Origin of the sequence: Micromonospora mirobrigensis, assembly GCF_900091555.1 — a bacterium.
In the GTDB taxonomy this organism is placed as follows: Bacteria; Actinomycetota; Actinomycetes; order Mycobacteriales; family Micromonosporaceae; genus Micromonospora; species Micromonospora mirobrigensis.
Window position 1 is genome coordinate 104193 of sequence record NZ_FMCX01000011.1, and the last position, 17879, is coordinate 122071.

General features: G+C 74.1%; 15 protein-coding genes. All 15 read left to right on the forward strand.

The features are described from left to right. The first annotated feature begins 9 nt into the window (after positions 1-9). On the forward strand, positions 10-819 hold the full coding sequence (locus GA0070564_RS26710; protein WP_091615112.1) for an ABC transporter permease: 810 nt from the start codon (positions 10-12) through the stop codon (positions 817-819). Positions 820-896: 77 nt separating this feature from the next. Then, positions 897-2027, forward strand: a complete 1131-nt coding sequence (locus tag GA0070564_RS26715; RefSeq protein WP_091615116.1) for a YihY/virulence factor BrkB family protein — start codon at positions 897-899, stop codon at positions 2025-2027. A 760-nt stretch (positions 2028-2787) separates the two neighbouring features. Next, positions 2788-3966: an ROK family protein gene (locus GA0070564_RS26720; protein ID WP_091615120.1), complete on the forward strand. Its 1179-nt coding sequence runs from the start codon at positions 2788-2790 to the stop codon at positions 3964-3966. Beyond that, positions 3963-5522: a sugar ABC transporter ATP-binding protein gene (locus GA0070564_RS26725; RefSeq protein WP_245670286.1), complete on the forward strand. Its 1560-nt coding sequence runs from the start codon at positions 3963-3965 to the stop codon at positions 5520-5522. Before GA0070564_RS26720 ends, GA0070564_RS26725 begins: the two co-directional genes overlap by 4 nt. Next, complete coding sequence (locus tag GA0070564_RS26730; protein ID WP_091615124.1) at positions 5519-6637, forward strand: ABC transporter permease; 1119 nt, start codon at positions 5519-5521, stop codon at positions 6635-6637. Before GA0070564_RS26725 ends, GA0070564_RS26730 begins: the two co-directional genes overlap by 4 nt. Positions 6638-6786: 149 nt before the next feature. Then, entirely contained in the window at positions 6787-7845 is a 1059-nt protein-coding gene (locus tag GA0070564_RS26735) for a substrate-binding domain-containing protein (protein ID WP_091615127.1), read from the forward strand. A 54-nt stretch (positions 7846-7899) separates the two neighbouring features. Next, positions 7900-9111 carry a Gfo/Idh/MocA family protein gene (locus GA0070564_RS26740; protein ID WP_176730857.1) on the forward strand — a complete coding sequence of 404 codons (1212 nt, stop codon included), beginning with the start codon at positions 7900-7902 and terminating at the stop codon, positions 9109-9111. A gap of 484 nt (positions 9112-9595) precedes the next feature. Next, entirely contained in the window at positions 9596-10762 is a 1167-nt protein-coding gene (locus GA0070564_RS26745) for an inositol-3-phosphate synthase (protein WP_091615135.1), read from the forward strand. Then, positions 10746-11591, forward strand: a complete 846-nt coding sequence (locus tag GA0070564_RS26750) for an SCO3242 family prenyltransferase (RefSeq protein WP_091615139.1) — start codon at positions 10746-10748, stop codon at positions 11589-11591. The genes GA0070564_RS26745 and GA0070564_RS26750 overlap by 17 nt, the downstream gene beginning before the upstream one ends. After that, entirely contained in the window at positions 11588-12586 is a 999-nt protein-coding gene (locus GA0070564_RS26755; RefSeq protein WP_091615143.1) for a sugar phosphate isomerase/epimerase family protein, read from the forward strand. The genes GA0070564_RS26750 and GA0070564_RS26755 overlap by 4 nt, the downstream gene beginning before the upstream one ends. Before the next feature lie 73 nt (positions 12587-12659). Beyond that, a complete protein-coding gene (locus GA0070564_RS26760) occupies positions 12660-13277 on the forward strand; it encodes an EboA domain-containing protein (protein WP_091615147.1) in 618 nt (205 codons plus the stop codon). After that, complete coding sequence (locus GA0070564_RS26765; protein ID WP_091615151.1) at positions 13277-14131, forward strand: TatD family hydrolase; 855 nt, start codon at positions 13277-13279, stop codon at positions 14129-14131. The genes GA0070564_RS26760 and GA0070564_RS26765 overlap by 1 nt, the downstream gene beginning before the upstream one ends. Next, positions 14131-15333, forward strand: coding sequence for a metabolite traffic protein EboE (eboE, locus tag GA0070564_RS26770; RefSeq protein ID WP_091615156.1), 1203 nt, complete (start codon positions 14131-14133; stop codon positions 15331-15333). Before GA0070564_RS26765 ends, eboE begins: the two co-directional genes overlap by 1 nt. Then, positions 15330-16724 carry an alkaline phosphatase family protein gene (locus GA0070564_RS26775; RefSeq protein ID WP_091615159.1) on the forward strand — a complete coding sequence of 465 codons (1395 nt, stop codon included), beginning with the start codon at positions 15330-15332 and terminating at the stop codon, positions 16722-16724. The genes eboE and GA0070564_RS26775 overlap by 4 nt, the downstream gene beginning before the upstream one ends. Then, positions 16721-17788 carry a polyprenyl synthetase family protein gene (locus tag GA0070564_RS26780; RefSeq protein ID WP_091615160.1) on the forward strand — a complete coding sequence of 356 codons (1068 nt, stop codon included), beginning with the start codon at positions 16721-16723 and terminating at the stop codon, positions 17786-17788. The genes GA0070564_RS26775 and GA0070564_RS26780 overlap by 4 nt, the downstream gene beginning before the upstream one ends. The last annotated feature ends 91 nt before the right edge of the window (positions 17789-17879 follow it).

The window sequence follows — 17879 nt, forward strand, 5'->3', positions numbered from 1 at the left end:
GAGGCTGCCGTGATCGCCCTCGCCCTGCCCCGGCTGCTCGACCTGCCGGCCGCCTCCCGCCGGTCCGCCTCGGTGGTCGAGCGGAACGTGGCCAGCCTGCGTCCGCTCTACTGGGTGCTGCTGCTCTCCGGCTTCGTCGAGCCGCTGCTCTATCTGCTCTCCATCGGCGTCGGGGTCGGCGCGCTGGTCGGCGACCTGACGCTGCGCGGCGGCGCCGTCGTGTCGTACGCCGCGTTCGTCGCCCCGGCGATGCTCGCCTCGTCGGCGATGACCGGGGCGCTGGCCGAGACCACGTTCAACTTCTTCGGCAAGATGAAATACCTGAAGCTCTACGACGGCATGATCGCCACCCCGGTCCGGCCGTTCGAGATCGCCCTCGGCGAGCTGGCCTGGGCGATGGTCCGGGGCACCGCCTACTCGGCGGCGTTCCTGGTGGTGATGGTGGCGATGGGGCTGACCACCGCCGGGCGGGCCGCCGTGGCGCTGCCGGCCGCCGTGCTGGTCGGCTTCACCTTCGGCGCGCTGGGGATGGCGGTCGCCACGCTGATGCGCAGTTGGCAGGACTTCGACCTGATGGGCTCGGCCCAGTTCACCCTCTTCCTCTTCTCCGGCACGTTCGTCCCCGCCGAGGCGTACCCGACGGTGTTGCGCTGGCTGGTCGAGGTGACCCCGCTCTACCGCTCGGTGCACCTGATCCGGGGCGTCGCCCTGGGGGAGGGCGGCTGGTCCTGGCTCCCCGACGTGCTCTACCTGCTGGTGGCGACCGGGCTGGGGCTGGGCGTGGCCGGCCGACGGATGCAGCGGCTGCTCTACCGGTGACGTGGTGCGTCGAGAAGTTAGTGGCGAGCCCTGAGGGGGCATGAGCAGGGGGACACCGCCGACGATGAGGAGGGGCGATGGCCTCCGACGAGTCTTCCGCCCGCGACGGGCGCGACCGGGACGAGCCCGGCAGCACGACCGCCACCGATCGGCGTACTGGTGACGTCGCCGGTGCCGGCCGGCACGACGACGGCCCCGCGGGATCCGGCCGGCCCGGTCGGGGCGCGGTCCGCTCCGGCCCCGCCGGCCCCGACGAGGGCCCGGACAGCCCGACCGAGCTGCCCGGCTCCGGGTGGAAGGCGGCGCTGCGCCGCACCGTCAAGGAGTTCCAGGACGACAGCCTCACCGACTGGGCGGCGGCGCTGACCTACTACGGGGTGCTCTCCATCTTCCCCGGCCTGCTGGTGCTGATCTCCCTGCTCGGCCTGCTCGGCAAGCGGGCCACGAACGGCGTCCAGGACACGGTCGACCAGGTGGTGCCGAACGACAGCATCCGGCAGATCATCAGCGGCGCCATCGACCAGGCCGGCGCGTCCGGCGGGCTGGCCAGCATCGCCGCGGTCATCGGTCTGCTCGCCGCCTTCTGGTCGGCCTCCGGCTACATCGCCGCCTTCATGCGGGCCTCCAACTCGATCTACGACGTGCCCGAGGGCCGGCCGATCTGGAAGACCCTGCCGATCCGGGTCGGCATCACCGCCGTGATCGGCGTGCTGCTGCTGGCCAGCGCGGTGATCGTCGTGTTCACCGGCAGCCTCGCCGAGCAGGCCGGCCAGGCCATCGGCGCCGGCGGTGCCGCCGTCACGGTCTGGAACATCGCCAAGTGGCCGGTGCTGCTGATCCTGGTCAGCCTGATGTTCGCGATCCTCTACTGGGCCTCGCCCAACGCCCGGCACGGCGGCTTCCGCTGGGTCAGCCCGGGCGGCATCCTGGCGGTGGTGATCTGGCTGGTGGTCTCCGGCCTGTTCGCCCTCTACGTCAGCAACTTCGCCTCGTACAACAAGACCTACGGCGCCATCGCCGGCGTGATCGTCTTCCTGGTCTGGCTCTGGCTGAGCAACATCGCCATCCTGCTCGGGGCGGAGTTCGACGCCGAGCTGGAACGCGGCCGGGCCATCTCCGCCGGCCACCCCGTCGACCAGGAGCCCTACGTCGAGCTGCGCGACGACCGCAAGCTGCGCAAGAAGCGCAACGCCGCCGCCGGTCGCTGACCCGCCCGGGTACGCCCCGATCGCCCCGCCGCCTCCCCGCGGCGGGGCGATCGTCGTCTCCGCCCACGCGTCGCCCCTTCGGCGTGGGCTTCCAACACGAGGCGACACGGTTCGGTGGCGTCGGGGAGGCGGTCGGCGTTCCGCCGCGAACAGGTCCGTGGCCGAGCTGCTGGGGCGGTGATCGCTGCCCTCGGCGTGAGTTGTGGACGCTGCTGGCCCGGTGGGTGAGTGCCGTTAACCGCGGCGGACGTAGTAAGCCGATTGAGCGCCTGATACCTGAGAGGCATATTGATGACTCTGAGGTATCACGCTCGCGCGGACTTTGCGGCCGCAGCGGCCGTTGCTCCAGCCTGTCGGGAAGTGGCCAGGTCCATCGACACGTGGTCCTGTCGCCTGGACCCGGATTGCGGCGAGTCGGTCCTTCGCCAGGCCCTCGATGTACGGGCGGACGGCCGACGGGTTGCGGCAGGCGGGTTCCTGCCGGCCCCGGGAGGACGCGAAGTGCCGCAGTCTGGGGCGATCTTCGGCCGAAGGTCGGTGCGGCGCGGGAGTGCAGGGGTGCGGAGAAGCACTCTCACCTGCGTAGACGGACCGTCGCACACCTTTTCTAGATCAACTCATAGCTTTTGTTCGTTAGTACAAAAGTTTGCGTCAGATTGGTTGAAGCTCTGGACAGGTGCCACGGAAGGCTCCTACTGTGTCGGACACAACACATCGCCATTGCGTCGATGTGACGGACCCCGATGCGGAGGTGAGTCCCGTGCGGACGGAGGACCCCCTGCACGTGCGGCTGTTGCGGTTGCTCCGCGACGAAGGGGCGGTGTCCCGGGCGGAGCTCGGCGACCGGTTGCAGATGCCCCGCCCGCGCCTGCTCGCCGAGTTGGAACGGCTGGTGAGCCTCGGCTACGTCGCCGAGGCCGGGCTGGCCGCCTCCCGGGGCGGACGACGTTCCACCCTGGTCGAGTTGAGCCCGCACCTGCGGTTCGCCGCGGTGGACCTGGGCGCCAGCTCGATCGACGTCGAGGTGGTGAACGGGCGGCTGGAGCCGATCGCCGCGTACGCGGAGCCGGCCGACATCCGCTCCGGCCCCAAGGTGACCCTGCAACGGGTCAACGACCTGCTGCACAAGGCCAAGGTCGACGGCGCGTACGAGCGGCTCGACGCGGTCGGCATCGGCGTGCCGGGGCCGGTGAGCTTCCGCGACGGGGTGCCGGTCTCCCCGCCGATCATGCCGGGCTGGGACCGGTTCCCGGTGCGTGAGCTGCTCACCCGGGAGCACGGTTGCCCGGCGGTGGTCGACAACGACGTCAACATCATGGCCATCGGCGAACGGCACGGCGGGGTGGCCCACTCGGTGGACGACTTCCTCTTCGTGAAGATCGGCACCGGCATCGGCTGCGGCATCTACCTCAGCGGCGAGGTCTACCGGGGCACCGACGGCTGCGCCGGGGACATCGGCCACATCCAGGTCGACGCGAACGGTCCGATGTGCTCGTGCGGCAACATCGGCTGCCTGGAGGCGCTGTTCAGCGGCGCGGCCCTGGCCCGGGAGGCGACCGCCGCCGCCCGCAGCGGGCTCTCCCCGGCGCTGGCCGAGCGGCTGGCCGGGCGGAGCGGGCTGACCGCCCTGGACGTCGCCGAGGGCGCCGGCGAGGGCGACGTGACCTGCATCCAGCTGATCCGCGACGGTGGCCGGCGGGTCGGCGGGGTGCTGGCCGGCCTGGTCAGCTTCACCAACCCGTCGATGATCGTGATCGGTGGCGGGCTGGCCCAGCTCGGGCACATCCTGCTCGCCGAGATCCGCAGCGTGGTCTACCGGCGCTCGCTGCCGCTGGCCACCGGGAACCTCCCGGTGGTCCTCTCCGAGCTGGGCGGCCGGGCCGGCGTGGCCGGCGCCGCCGTCCTCGCCAGCGACGTCGCCTTCGGGGAGGCATCGTGACCGCGCCGCTGGTCGAGGCGCCCGCCGACGCCGTCCCGGGCGAGGTGGTGCTGCGACTCACCGACGTGGTCAAGACCTTCCCCGGCGTACGGGCGCTGGACGGGGTGCAGCTGGAGGTGCGGGCCGGCGAGGTGCACTGCCTGCTCGGCCAGAACGGCGCCGGCAAGTCCACCCTGATCAAGGTGCTGGCCGGGGTGCACCGGCCGGACTCGGGGACCGTGCAGTGGCGCGGCCAGCCGGTGAGCTTCGCCAACCCGCAGGCCGCCATGCGTGCCGGCATCGCCACCATCTACCAGGAGCTCGACCTGGTCGAGGACCTGTCGGTGGCGGAGAACGCCTTCCTCGGCCACGAGCCGAGGGTGGCCGGCTTCGTCCGGCGCGGCCAGATGGCCCGGCGTACCCGGGAGATCCTGGCCCGGCTCGGGCACGGCGAGATCCCGCCTGGCCGGATGGTCCGGGCGCTGCCCGCCGCCGGCAAGCAGGTGGTCAGCATGGCCCGGGCGCTCTCCCACGAGGCCCGACTGATCATCATGGACGAGCCGAGCGCGGTGCTGGCCCACGACGAGGTGGGCAACCTGTTCCGGATCATCCGGGAACTCACCGCCCAGGGCATCGCGGTCATCTACATCTCCCACCGGCTGGAGGAGATCCGCGAGATCGGCGACCGGGTCACCGTGCTCAAGGACGGCCGGACCACCGCGGCGAACCTGCCGGCCCGCGACACCCCCACCCGCGACCTGGTGTCCCGGATGACCGGCCGGACCATCGAGTACGTCTTCCCGGACCGGCCGGTCGACGAGCCGGCGGGCGACGAACTGCTCCGGGTGGACGGGCTGACCCGGGCCGGGGAGTTCGCCGACGTGTCGCTGACCGTGCGGGCCGGCGAGATCGTCGGCATCGCCGGGCTGGTCGGCTCCGGCCGCTCCGAGCTGCTGGAGACGATCTACGGCGCCCGGCGGGCCGAGTCCGGCACGGTACGGATGGCCGGGCGCACGCTGCGCGCCGGCAGCGTCGGCGCGGCGGTCAAGGCCGGCCTGGGGATGGCCCCGGAGGAGCGCAAGAGCCAGGCGCTGCTGCTCGGCGAGCCGATCTACCGCAACGTCACGCTGGCCACCTTCGGCCGGTACGCCCGCCTCGGCTTCACCGACACCGGCCGGGAACGGGCGGAGGCGATGCGGATCGCCGACAACCTGGAGCTGCGGCCCCGGGACGTGCGACGCCCGGTCGGCACCCTCTCCGGGGGCAACCAGCAGAAGGTGGTGGTCGGGCGCTGGCTGCTCGGCGACACGAAGCTGCTGCTGCTCGACGAGCCCACCCGAGGCGTGGACGTGGGCGCCCGGGCCGAGCTCTACCAGGTCATCCGGGGGCTCGCCGAGCGGGGCGTCGGGGTGCTGCTGGTCTCCAGCGAGGTGCCGGAGGTGCTCGGCCTGGCCGACCGGGTGCTGGTCATGCGGGAGGGGCGGCTCGTCCGCGAGGCCCCGGCCGACGAACTCGACGAGAACACCGTCCTCGACCTCGTCATGGCGGGGTCCCTGATGGAAGGCGCACCGGCATGAGCGACACGACACCCACGGCGACGCAGTTGCCGGCCCAGTCGCCGCCGGTCGACCCGGCGCAGACCACGGCCGCCGAGCACGCCGCCGCGGCGTTGGCCCCGGCGGGTGGCCGGATCCCGTTCTGGAGCGGGGCCGGCGGCGAGGGCGCCCGGCGTAACCTGGGCCTACTCGCCACCCTGGTGATCCTGGTGGTGATCGGCATCGCCACCCGCCCCGACCTGTACGGGGACGCGAACTGGGTGTGGGGCAACACCCTCACCATCCTCAAGCTGGCCTCGGTGGTCGGCGTGGTCACCGTCGGAATGACCTTCGTGATCATCGGCGGCGGCATCGACCTGTCGGTCGGCGCGATCGTCGCCCTGGCCGGCGTCTGGTGCACCACGCTGGCCACCCAGAGCTACGGCGCCGGCGGCATGATCTTCAGCGCGCTGGTGGTCGGGTTGGCGGTCGGCGTGGTCAACGGCGTGCTGATCTCCTACGGCCGGCTGGTGCCGTTCATCGCCACGCTGGCCATGATGGTGGCGGCCCGGGGCCTGGCCGCCCAGATCTCCGAGAAGCAGACCCAGGTCTCGAACAGCCAGTTCATCAACGGCCTCGCCAGCACCAAGGTGCTCGGCATCCCGCTGCTGGTCTACATCCTGGCCGCCGTGGTGCTGGCCGGCTGGGTGCTGCTCAACCGGACCACCTTCGGTCGGCGTACGGTCGCCGTCGGCGGCAACGCCGAGGCCGCCCGGCTGGCCGGCATCAACGTCCGGCTGCACACCCTGCTGCTCTACGCGCTCTCCGGCCTCTGCTGCGGCATCGCCGCGATCATGCTGACCGCGCAGGCCAACTCCGCCCAGGCGGCGATGGCGAACCTCTACGAACTGGACGCGATCGCCGCCGCGATCATCGGCGGCACGCTGCTCACCGGCGGGCGGGGCACCATCGTCGGCTCCCTGCTCGGCGTGATCATCTTCTCCACCATCACCAACCTCTTCGCCATCAACGGGCTCTCCACCGAGGCCCAGAACATGGTCAAGGGCGGCATCATCGTCGCCGCGGTCCTGGTCCAGCAGGTGCAGTTCCGGGGCCTGGGCGGCCGGTTCGGCGGCAAGCGGGCCAGCACCGCCTGACCCGGCCGGGTCGACCCGGCGCGACAACGAAGAGCCATCTCCACCCCGTACCCGATCACCGCGAAACCCGCGGCCACCTCGACACACCGACGGTGGCCGGGCCGACCACACCCTCTTCCGCTCCCCCCACCGCATTTCAGGAGGTCGACATGACCCAGCTCAGAAGTGACCTGTCCCGCCGCCGGATCCTCTTCGGCTCCGCGGCGCTCGGCGCCGGCGCGCTGCTCAGCGCGTGCACCAGCAACGAGGCGACCCCGACCGAGGCGCAGACCAAGGCCGCCGCGAACTCCTCGGCCGGTGCGAACGCCCCGGGCAAGCAGGTGACCATCGGCTTCTCCGCCCCGGCCGCCGACCACGGCTGGATCGCCGCCATCACCAACAACGCCAAGGCGCAGGCCGGGGCGTACTCGGACGTCAAGCTGCAGAGCGTGGAGGCCGGCGCGGACGCGGCGGCCCAGCGCGCGGCGCTGTCCACCCTGATCTCCCAGAAGCCGGACGTGATCGTGCTGCTGCCGCACGACGGCAAGGAACTCAACGCCTTCGGCCTGGAGGCGATGAAGGCCGGCATCCCGGTGGTCAACCTGGACCGGGCCTTCCCCGACCCGAAGGCCTACCGGCTCCAGATCAAGGGCGACAACTACGGCATGGGGGTGGCCGCGGCCACCTACATCATCGAGCAGCTCAAGGCCAAGGGAGTGAGCAACCCGGTGATCGGTGAGATCGCCGGCATGGACGAGCTGGAGCTGACCCAGGAGCGCTCGAAGGGCTTCGCCGACACCCTCGCCCAGAATGGCCTCAAGGTCGCCAACCGTCGTGCGGCGCGGTTCACCGCCGACTCCGGTCAGCAGGAGGCAACCGGCCTGTTCCAGGCGCTGCCGAAGATCGACGCGATCTGGAACCACGACGACGACCAGGGCATCGGCGTCCTCGCCGCGGTCAACCAGGCCAACCGCAAGGAGTTCTTCATGGTCGGCGGCGCCGGCTCGAAGAAGGCCATGGAGGACATCAAGGCCGACAACACGGTGCTGAAGGCGACCGTCACCTACAGCCCGTCGATGGCCTCGTCGGCGATCACCCTGGCCCGGCTCATCGGCCAGGGCAAGGGCATGTCCGACCTGGTGGAACTCCAGGTCCCCAAGGAGATCGTGCTGGCCTCCGAGACCATCACCAAGGAGAACGCGAGCGACTACCTGAAGCTCGGGTTCTGACACACGGTTGGGAGACCTCCCTTGTCCACTCACAACAGGCAACTGCGGGTCGGCATGGTCGGCTACGCGTTCATGGGCGCGGCGCACTCGCAGGCGTGGCGCACCGTGAACCGGGTCTACGACCTGCCGGCGCGGGTCCGGATGTCGTCGATCTGCGGCCGGGACCCCGGCAAGGTCGCCGACGCCGCCGACCGGCTCGGCTGGGACAGCTGGACCACGGACTGGCGGGCCCTGGTGACGTCCGACGAGATCGACGTCGTCGACATCTGCACCCCGGGGGACAGCCACGCCGAGATCGCGCTCGCCGCGCTGGCCGCCGGCAAGCACGTGATCTGCGAGAAGCCGCTGGCCAACACGGTCGCCGAGGCGCGGGAGATGGCCGCCGCCGCGGCCGCCGCCCGGGCCACCGGGGTGCGCTCGATGTGCGGGTTCAACTACCGCCGGGTGCCCGCGGTCACCATGATGCGGCAGCTGGTCGAGGCCGGCCGCCTCGGCGTGATCCGGCACGTCCGCGCGGCGTACCTGCAGGACTGGATCGTGGACCCGCAGTTCCCGCTGGTCTGGCGGTTGCAGAAGGACAAGGCGGGGTCCGGCGCGCTGGGTGACATCGGCGCCCACATCATCGACCTCACCCAGTACGTCACCGGCCAGCGGATCGGCGGGGTCAGCGCGATCACCGAGACCTTCGTCAGGCAGCGTCCGCTGCCGGCCGGCTCCAGCGGCCTGGCCGCCCAGGTCGACGGGCACGGCCCGGTGGACGGACACGGCTCGGTCGACGGGCACGGTCCGGCCACCGGACCGGTCACCGTGGACGACGCGGCGGTCTTCGTCGCCCGGCTCGACGGCGGGGCGCTGGCCACGTACGAGGCCAGCCGGTTCGCCACCGGCCGCAAGAACGCCCTCCGGGTGGAGATCAACGGTTCGCTCGGCAGCGTGGTGTTCGACCTGGAACGCCTCAACGAGCTGGAGTTCCACGACGCCACGCTGCCCGCCGCCGAGCAGGGCTTCACCCGGATCCTGGTCACCGAACCGGAGCACCCGTACCTGTCGGCGTGGTGGCCGCCCGGCCACATCATCGGCTACGAGCACTCCTTCACCCACGAGATGCGCGACTTCGTCGAGGCGGTCGCCACCGGCGCCGACCCGACCCCCTCCTTCGAGGAGGCGTTGCAGGTCCAGTTGGTGCTGGACGCGGTCACCCGCTCAGCCGAGCGGAACTCCTCCTGGACGGAGGTGGCGTCGACCCCGGCGCCGGTGCCCGCCTGACCCACGCCGGCGCCGGTCCGCCGACGCCGGTCCTCCACGCGGTGGCGGCACCCGCCGCGCCGCACCACCCGCGACGACGGCCCACCCGCCGCCGTCGCCCGACGGCTCCCCGGTGCCGACCGGTGAGGGCCGGCCGCGGTTGCGCCCCGCGGCCGGGACGAGGTCGGCCCGGAGGGGTGTGCGACCGCCGCCCGCGGCGACGCACGAGGCACGACGGTCCCGTGGGGCGGTCGGACCGGGATTCCCCGGCCACCCCACGGGACCGGGCAGGACCCGACGCGGGGGAGGCAGGACCGGCACGCCGACCGGACCTGCCTACCGGCCCCGCCCGCCCGGACGCCCGGGCCGGTGCCGCCGAACACCGACCCACGACGGGTGGGCGGGTGGGGCCATCCGCGTCGACCCACGGCCCGGCGTACGCCGCCGGCCGGCCACCGCCGGCCGGGACGGGCACCGGTCCCCTCACCCGACGGGAAGGAGCATCATGCGTACGGGTGTCTGGCTGGTGGGGGCGCGCGGCTCGGTCGCGACCACCAGCATCGTCGGGGCGCTCGCCCTGCGGGCCGGCCTGGCCGCCCCGACCGGCTGCGTCACCGAGCTGCCCGAGCTGCGGGGCCCCGCCCTGCCGGCCCTCTCCGATCTCGTCCTCGGCGGCCACGACCTGGTCTGCACCCCGCTGACCAAGCGGGCCGAGGCGCTCGCCGACGCGGGCGTGCTGCCGGCCCGGCTGGTCGCCGCGCTGACCGACGAGCTGACCGGGGTGGAGGACGACCTGCGGCCCGCCCCGACCGGCGGCAGCCAGGCCGACCGGGCCGCCACCCTGGTCCGCGAGCTGACCGGGTTCCGCGACCGGCACGCGCTGGAACGGCTGGTGGTGGTGAACGTCTCCGCCACCGAGCCGGTCGCCGTACCGCACCCGGCACACGCCGACCTGGCCGCGCTGCGGGTCGCGCTGGCCGGCCCGGACGACGTGCTGCCGGCCAGCTCGCTGGCCGCGTACGCGGCGTTCACCGCCGGGGCGGCCTACGTCGACTTCACCCCGTCCACCGGGGCCCGGCTGCCCGCCCTGACCGCGTTGGCCGCCGAGCGGGGCCTGCCGTACGCGGGGCACGACGGCAAGACCGGGGAGACCCTGGTCAAGTCGGTGCTCGCCCCGATGTTCGCGATGCGGAACCTGGCCGTGCGCTCCTGGTCCGGGACCAACCTGCTCGGCGGCGGCGACGGCGCCACGCTGGCCGACCCGGCCGCCAACGCGGCCAAGGTGGAGAGCAAGCAGCGGGTGCTGGGCGAGACGCTCGGCTACGTCCCGCAGGGCCGCACCCGGATCGAGTACGTCGAGGACCTGGGCGACTTCAAGACCGCGTGGGACCTGGTCACCTTCGCCGGCTTCCTGGGCACCGGGATGCGGATGGAGTTCACCTGGCACGGCTGCGACTCGGCGTTGGCCGCGCCGCTCGTGCTGGACCTGGCCCGACTGACCGCCGCCGCGCACGCCACCGGCCACACCGGCCCCCTGACCGAGCTGGCGTTCTTCTTCAAGGACCCGCTCGGCGCGGCCACCCACTCCCTCGCCGAGCAGTGGATCCGGCTGGGTGACTTCGTCAGGGGGCTGCACGCCGCCGCGGGAGGTGCCGATGGGCCGCGTGGCTGACCTGGTGGAGCTGGTCCGGGCGCCGGCCGGGCTCTCCGTACCCGGGGACGTGCTGGCCGGGGCGGCGGCGGCCGGGACGCTGGACCGGCGCACGCCCGCCCTGGCCGGCGCGTCGGTGCTGCTCTACTGGGGTGGGATGGCCGCCAACGACTGGGCCGACCGGCGGCTGGACGCGGTGGAGCGGCCGGAGCGGCCCATCCCGAGCGGCCGGATCCGTCCCGCGACGGCGGTCGGGATCGCCGCCGGGCTCACCGCCGCCGGGGTGGCGCTCGCCGCCGCCGCGGGCGGCCGGCGGGCCGCCGCCGTCGCGGTGCCGCTCGCGGCGACCGTCTGGGGCTACGACCTCGTCGCCAAGAACACCGCCGCCGGCCCGGTGGTGATGGCCGCCTGTCGGGGGCTGGACGTGCTGCTCGGCGCGACCGGCGGCCGGCTGCGCCGGGCGGTGCCGGCGGCGTTGACCGTGGCCGCGCACACCTGGACCGTCACCGAGCTGTCCCGCCGCGAGGTGAGCGGCGCCGACCGGCGGTTGCCCCGGGTGACCCTGGCCGGCACCGCGCTGGTGGCCGCCGCCGCGGTCGGCCCGGCCGCCGCCCCGGTGCCCGCGCTGCTCGCCGCCGGCTACGCCACCCGCTACGGCGGCGCCCAGGCCCGGGTGCTCGCCGACCCGTCCCCGGGCCGGGTCCGCGCCGCCGTGGGCGCCGGCATCACCGGGCTGCCCGCGTTGCAGGGCGCGCTGACCGCCCGGGCCGGCGCCGGGCTGCTCGGGCTGGCGGTAGCGGCGGCGGCCCCGCTGGGCCGCCGGCTGGCCCGACTGGTGTCCCCGACATGACCGCCCCCGCCCCGCTCGACCCGACGGCGCTGCGCCTCGGGTACGGCACCAACGGCTTCGCCAACCACCGGCTCGACGACGCCCTCGCCGTCCTGGCCGACCTGGGCTACCAGGGGGTGGCGCTGACCCTGGACCACGACCACCTGGACCCGTTCGCGCCCGGGCTGGCCGCCCGGGTGGCCGCCGTCCGCCGCCGGCTGGACGCCCTCGGGCTGGCCGTGGTGATCGAGACCGGCGCCCGCTACCTGCTCGACCCGTGGCGCAAGCACGCGCCCACCCTGCTGCACGACGACCCGGCGCTGCGGATCGATTTCCTCCGCCGGGCGGTGGCGGTCGGCGCCGACCTGGGCGCCGAGGCGGCCTCGTTCTGGGCCGGGGTACGCCCCGACGGGGTGGAGCCCGACGTGGCCTGGGACCGGCTGGTGGCCGGCTGCGCCACCGTCTGCGACGCCGCCACGGCGGCCGGGGTGACGCTGGGCTTCGAACCGGAACCGGGGATGCTGGTCGAGGACATCGCCGGCTGGCGCCGGCTGCACGCCGCCCTCGGCGCGCCCCCGGTGTTCGGCCTCACCCTCGACATCGGACACTGCCGCTGCCTGGAACCGGCCCCCGTGCCCGACTGCGTACGCCAGGTGGCCGGGCACCTGGTCAACGTGCAGATCGACGACATGCGCCGGGGCGTGCACGAGCACCTGGAGTTCGGCACCGGCGAGATCGACTTTCCGCCGGTGCTGGCGGCGCTGGCCGAGGTCGGCTACCGCGGCCTGGTCGCCGTGGAACTGCCCCGGCACTCGCACGCCGCCCCGACGGTTGCCGCCGCGTCGCTGGACTTCCTGCGCACCGCCGCCCGGGCCGCGTCGCCGCGACCGGACCGGCCGGGCGCGGCGCCCGCGCCGGAGGTACCTGACGTGACCCCTTTGCTCTGCTGCGGCGGAGGCGACACTTCCGGGCTCGCACCGTCGCGTGGGGCGCAGCAGAGCAAAGGGGGTGGCTGAGCACGACCAGCGGCCGGCCCGGCCCGGGCCGGCCACCTCCGGACACGACATCCGCGCTTGGGGAGGCAACGGTATGGAACCGGAACGACTGCGGGCCGCGCTCGACGGCGTACCCGGTCCGGAGTGGCTGGACGAGGCGCTGCGCCGCGTCGCGGCCGAACCGACGACGATCGCGCGGCACTTCGCCGCCGCCGGCCGACACTGCGGCCGGGCCGAGCTGCCCGACCCGCCCGGCTGGACCGCCGACGAGGCGGCCCGGGTGCTGCTGCTGACCGCGCTGCCCGCCGGCCACGCCGACGCGGCGACCGCCCTCTACCGGCACGGCGACGCCGCCGAGAAGCAGGCCGTGCTGCGCGCCCTGCCGCTGCTGCCGGTCGGCGCGGCCGGCGTGCCGCTGCTGCACGACGCGCTGCGCACCAACGACACCAGGCTGGTCGCCGCCGCGCTCGGCCCCTACGCGGGCCACCTGGACCAGGCGGCCTGGCGGCAGGGGGTGCTCAAGTGCGTCTTCATGGGCGTCCCGCTGGCCGCCGTCGCCGACCTCGACGAGCGCGCCGACGGCGAGCTGGCCACCATGCTGGCCGGCCTGGCCGCCGAACGCGCCGCCGCCGGCCGCCCGATGCCCGCCGACGCCACCGACCTGCTCGACCGGCTCGCCAGCACCGACCAGCTCAGCCCGACGGAGGCGTGATGCGCATCTTCGACCCGCACATCCACATGACCTCGCGGACCACCGACGACTACGAGCGGATGGCCGCCGCCGGCGTACGCGCCGTGGTGGAGCCGGCGTTCTGGCTCGGCCAGCCCCGCACCGGGCCGGAGAGCTTCGCCGACTACTTCGACTCGCTGATCGGCTGGGAGCCGTTCCGGGCCGGCCAGTTCGGCGTCCGGCACCACGCCACCATCGCGCTCAACCCGAAGGAGGCCAACGACCCGCGCTGCCGACCGGTGCTCGACCTGCTGCCCCGCTGGCTGGACAAGGACGGCGTGGTCGCGGTCGGCGAGATCGGCTACGACTCGATGACCCCGGCCGAGGACGAGGCGTTCGCCGCGCAGCTCGCCCTCGCCGTCGCCCACGACCTGCCGGCGCTGGTGCACAGCCCACACCGGGACAAGGCGCGCGGCGTGCAGCGCAGCCTCGCCGTGGTCGCCGAGTCCGGCATCGACCCCGGCCGGGTGGTGATCGACCACCTCAACGAGGTGACCGTGAAGCTGGTCCGGGACACCGGCGTCTGGCTCGGCTTCTCCATCTATCCCGACACCAAGATGTCCCCGCCACGGATGGTGGAGCTGCTCAGGGCGTACGGCACCGAGCGGATGCTGGTGAACTCGGCCGCCGACTGGGGGCGGTCCGACCCGCTGCTCACCCGGGCCACCGGGGAGGCGATGCTCGCCGCCGGCTTCACCGACGACGACGTCGACCGGGTGCTCTGGCGCAACCCGGTGGAGTTCTACGGGCAGTCCGGTCGGCTGGAGCTGACCGACCTGGACGTCACCGCCGTGGACCCGACGACCGGCAACTCGATCCTGCGCGGGGGTGAGTGATGCGGCTGCGGCACGCCGACGGCAGCACCGTGCACCTCGGCTACTGCACCAACGTCCACCCGGCCGAGGACCTGGCCGGCGTCCTCGCCCAGCTCGACGCGTACGCGCTGCCGGTGCGGGAACACCTCGGCGCCGACCTGCTCGGGCTGGGCCTCTGGCTGGCCGCGCCGGTCGCCGCCGAGCTGGCCGCCGACCCGGCCCTGACCCGCCGGCTGCGCGCCGAGCTGACCGCACGCGGGCTGGAGGTGGTCACCCTCAACGGCTTCCCGTACGCGGCGTTCCAGGCCCCGGTGGTCAAGGGCGACGTCTACCACCCGGACTGGACCACCAGCGACCGACTCGCGTACACCCTGCACCTGGCGAGGATCCTGGCCGACCTGCTGCCCGACGACGCCGCCCGGGGCTCGATCTCCACCCTGCCGCTGGCCTGGCGCGACCCGTGGGACCCCCGGCGGGCCGACGCCGCCCGGCGCCGGCTGGACCAGCTCGCCGACGGGCTGGCCACTGTGGAACGGGAGACCGGCCGGACCGTCCGGGTCGGCTTCGAACCCGAACCGGGCTGCGTGGTGGAGTCCACCGGGCAGGCCGGCGGGCTGCTCGCCGGCGTGGACGTCGAGCGGCTCGGGATCTGCCTCGACCTGGCCCACCTGGCCTGCGCCTGGGAGGAGCCGGCCGCCGCGCTGGACCGGCTGCGGGCCGCCGGGCTGCCGGTGGTCAAGGTGCAGGTCTCCGCCGCCGTGGAGGCCGCCGACCCGCAGGCCGCCCGGGGGGCGCTGCACCGCTGGGTGGAACCCCGCTTCCTGCACCAGACCCGCTCCGCCGGGTGCGCCGGCGGCGTCGACCCGGCCGACCCGGCGTACGCCGCCGACGACCTGGACGAGGCGCTGGAGCGGCGGCTGCCCGGGGCGTGGCGGGTGCACTACCACGTGCCGTTGCACGCGCCGCCCGAGGAGCCGTTGACCTCCACCGTGCCGGTGCTGCGGGCCGCCCTGGCCGAACTCTTCGCCGGTCCCGCCGCCGGCTGCGACCACCTCGACGTCGAGACGTACACCTGGGGGGTGCTGCCCGTGCAGCGACGACCGCGCACCGACGCGGAGCTGGCCGGCGGGATCGCCGCCGAGCTGGCCTTCGCCCGCGACGAGCTGGTCGCCGTCGGCCTGACCCCCGCCGCGGTGCCGGCCGGATCGGGGGTACGCCGATGAGCCGCCCGGTCGTGGTGCTGAACGTGGTCGGGTTGACCCCGCGCCTGCTGGCCCACATGCCCCGGCTGCGGGCGGTCGCCGACGGCGGGTTCACCGCCGAGCTGGGCACCGTGCTGCCCGCGGTCACCTGTTCCGCGCAGGCCACCTTCCTCACCGGTGAGCTGCCCAAGGAGCACGGCATCGTCGGCAACGGCTGGTACTTCCGCGACCTGGGCGAGGTGCTGCTGTGGCGGCAGCACCACGCGCTGATGGGCGGTGAGAAGGTGTGGCAGGCGGCCCGCCGGCAGCGTCCCGACTGGACGGTGGCCAACGTCTGCTGGTGGTACGCGATGGGCGCCGACGTGGACTGGACGGTCACCCCGCGCCCGGTCTACCACGCCGACGGGCGCAAGGACCCGGACTGCTACACCGACCCGCCGGAGCTGCACGACGAGCTGACCGGCAAGCTCGGCACCTTCCCGCTCTTCACCTACTGGGGGCCGGGCGCGGGGATCGCCTCGTCGCGGTGGATCGCCCGCGCCGCCGAGCAGATCATGGCGGAGAAGAACCCTGACCTGACCCTGGTCTACCTGCCGCACCTGGACTACGACCTGCAACGCTTCGGGCCGTCCGCGCCGCAGGCGGCCAGGGCGGCGGCCGAGCTGGACGGGGTGCTCGGGCCGCTGCTGGACGCCGCCCGCAGACGGGACGCCACGGTGGTGGTGCTCTCCGAGTACGGCATCACCGACGTCTCGCGGCCGGTCGACGTGAACCGGGCGCTGCGCGCCGAGGGACTGCTGCGGGTGCACACCCAGCAGGGCATGGAGTACCTGGACCCGTGGGTCTCCCGGGCCTTCGCCGTCGCCGACCACCAGGTCGCCCACGTGTACGTGAAGGACCCGGCCGACCTGCCGACGGTGGCGAAGCTCTGCGCCGGGCTGCCCGGGGTGGCCGAGGTGCTCGACGCCGAGGGCCGGGCGGCGTACGGGCTGGACCACGACCGCGCCGGTGACCTGGTGCTGGTCGCCGAGCCGGACGCCTGGTTCACGTACTACTACTGGCTGGACGACGCCCGCGCCCCGGACTTCGCCCGCCTCGTCGAGATCCACCGCAAGCCCGGTTACGACCCGGCGGAGCTCTTCTTCGACCCGGCCGCGCCGGGGGCCGCGAAACGCCGGGCGGCGGTGGCGCTGGCCCGCAAGAAACTCGGGATGCGGTACCTGATGAGCGTGGTCGGGCTGGACGCCGGCGCGCGGGCGGTCCGCGGTTCGCACGGCCGGCTGCCGGAGGACCCGGCGGACGGGCCGGTGCTGCTCTGCTCGGATGCGTCGGCGGCCCGCGAGCGGGTCCCCGCAACCGGGGTGAAGGGGCTGCTGCTGGAGCTGGCCGGCCTGCGCCCGGAGGGCCCGTGACGGTGACCGTCGCCCCGGCCGACGCCGCGCGGCTGCGGGCCCGGTTCGACGCGGAACTCGCGGCGTTCCTGGACCGGCAGGGCGTGCAGTGGCCGGACGGGGCGCCCCGGGGCGTGTTCACCGCGCTGCACCGGTTCGTCCTGGCCGGCGGCAAGCGGCTGCGCCCGATGTTCTGCTACTGGGGCTGGCGGGGCGCCGGTGGGGGCGACGGCACCCCGATCGTGGTCGCGGCGGCGGCGCTGGAGCTGTTCCACGCGTTCGCGCTGATCCACGACGACATCCTGGACGGCAGCGACCGCCGCCGGGGTGAGCCCTCGGTGCACCGGCTCTTCGCCGACCTGCACGCCCGCTCGTCCTGGCGGGGCGACCCGGAGGCGTACGGGCGCAACACCGCCCTGCTCTGCGGGGACCTCTGCGCGGCCTGGTCGGACCAGATGTTCCACGAGTGCGGGCTGAGCACCGCCGAGGTGCACCGGGGGTACGGCTGGTTCGCGTTGATGCGTACCGAGGTGATCGCGGGGGAGTACCTGGACCTGGTCTCCGGGGTGGGGGACGGCTCGGTGGCCAGCGCGCTGACGGTGATCCGGATGAAGGCGGCCCGCTACACGGTGACCCGGCCGTTGCAGATCGGGGCGGCGCTGGCCGGCGCGGAGCGGTCCCTGCTGGACGCGCTGGTCGAGTTCGGTGACCCGCTGGGCGACGCGTTCCAGCTCCGCGACGACGTGCTGGGGGTCTTCGGTGATCCGGCGGTGACCGGCAAGTCCGTCCTGGACGACCTGCGGGAGGGCAAGCCGACGGTGATGATGGCGCTGGCCCGGGGCGCCGCCGACCGGGTGCAGGCGGCCCGGCTGCGGGAGCTGTTCGGCAACGCGGAGTTGGACGCCGAGGGCGCGGCCGAGCTGCGCAGGATCATCGAGGCGACCGGGGCCCGGGAGCGGATCGAGCGGATGATCCGGGTCCGGGCCGAGGCCGCCCGGGGGGCGTTGGAGCGGCTGCCGCTGGCCGCTCCGGCCCGGGCCGCCCTCGCCGGCCTGGCCGCCCAGGCCGTCGACCGCACCGGCTGATGCGCCCGCGCGCCTCGGCGCGGTCCCGCGACCGGCCGGTGACTTTCAGCAGAACGAGCAGAAGTTCAGGCCGGTCCTTCAGAAGGCATGG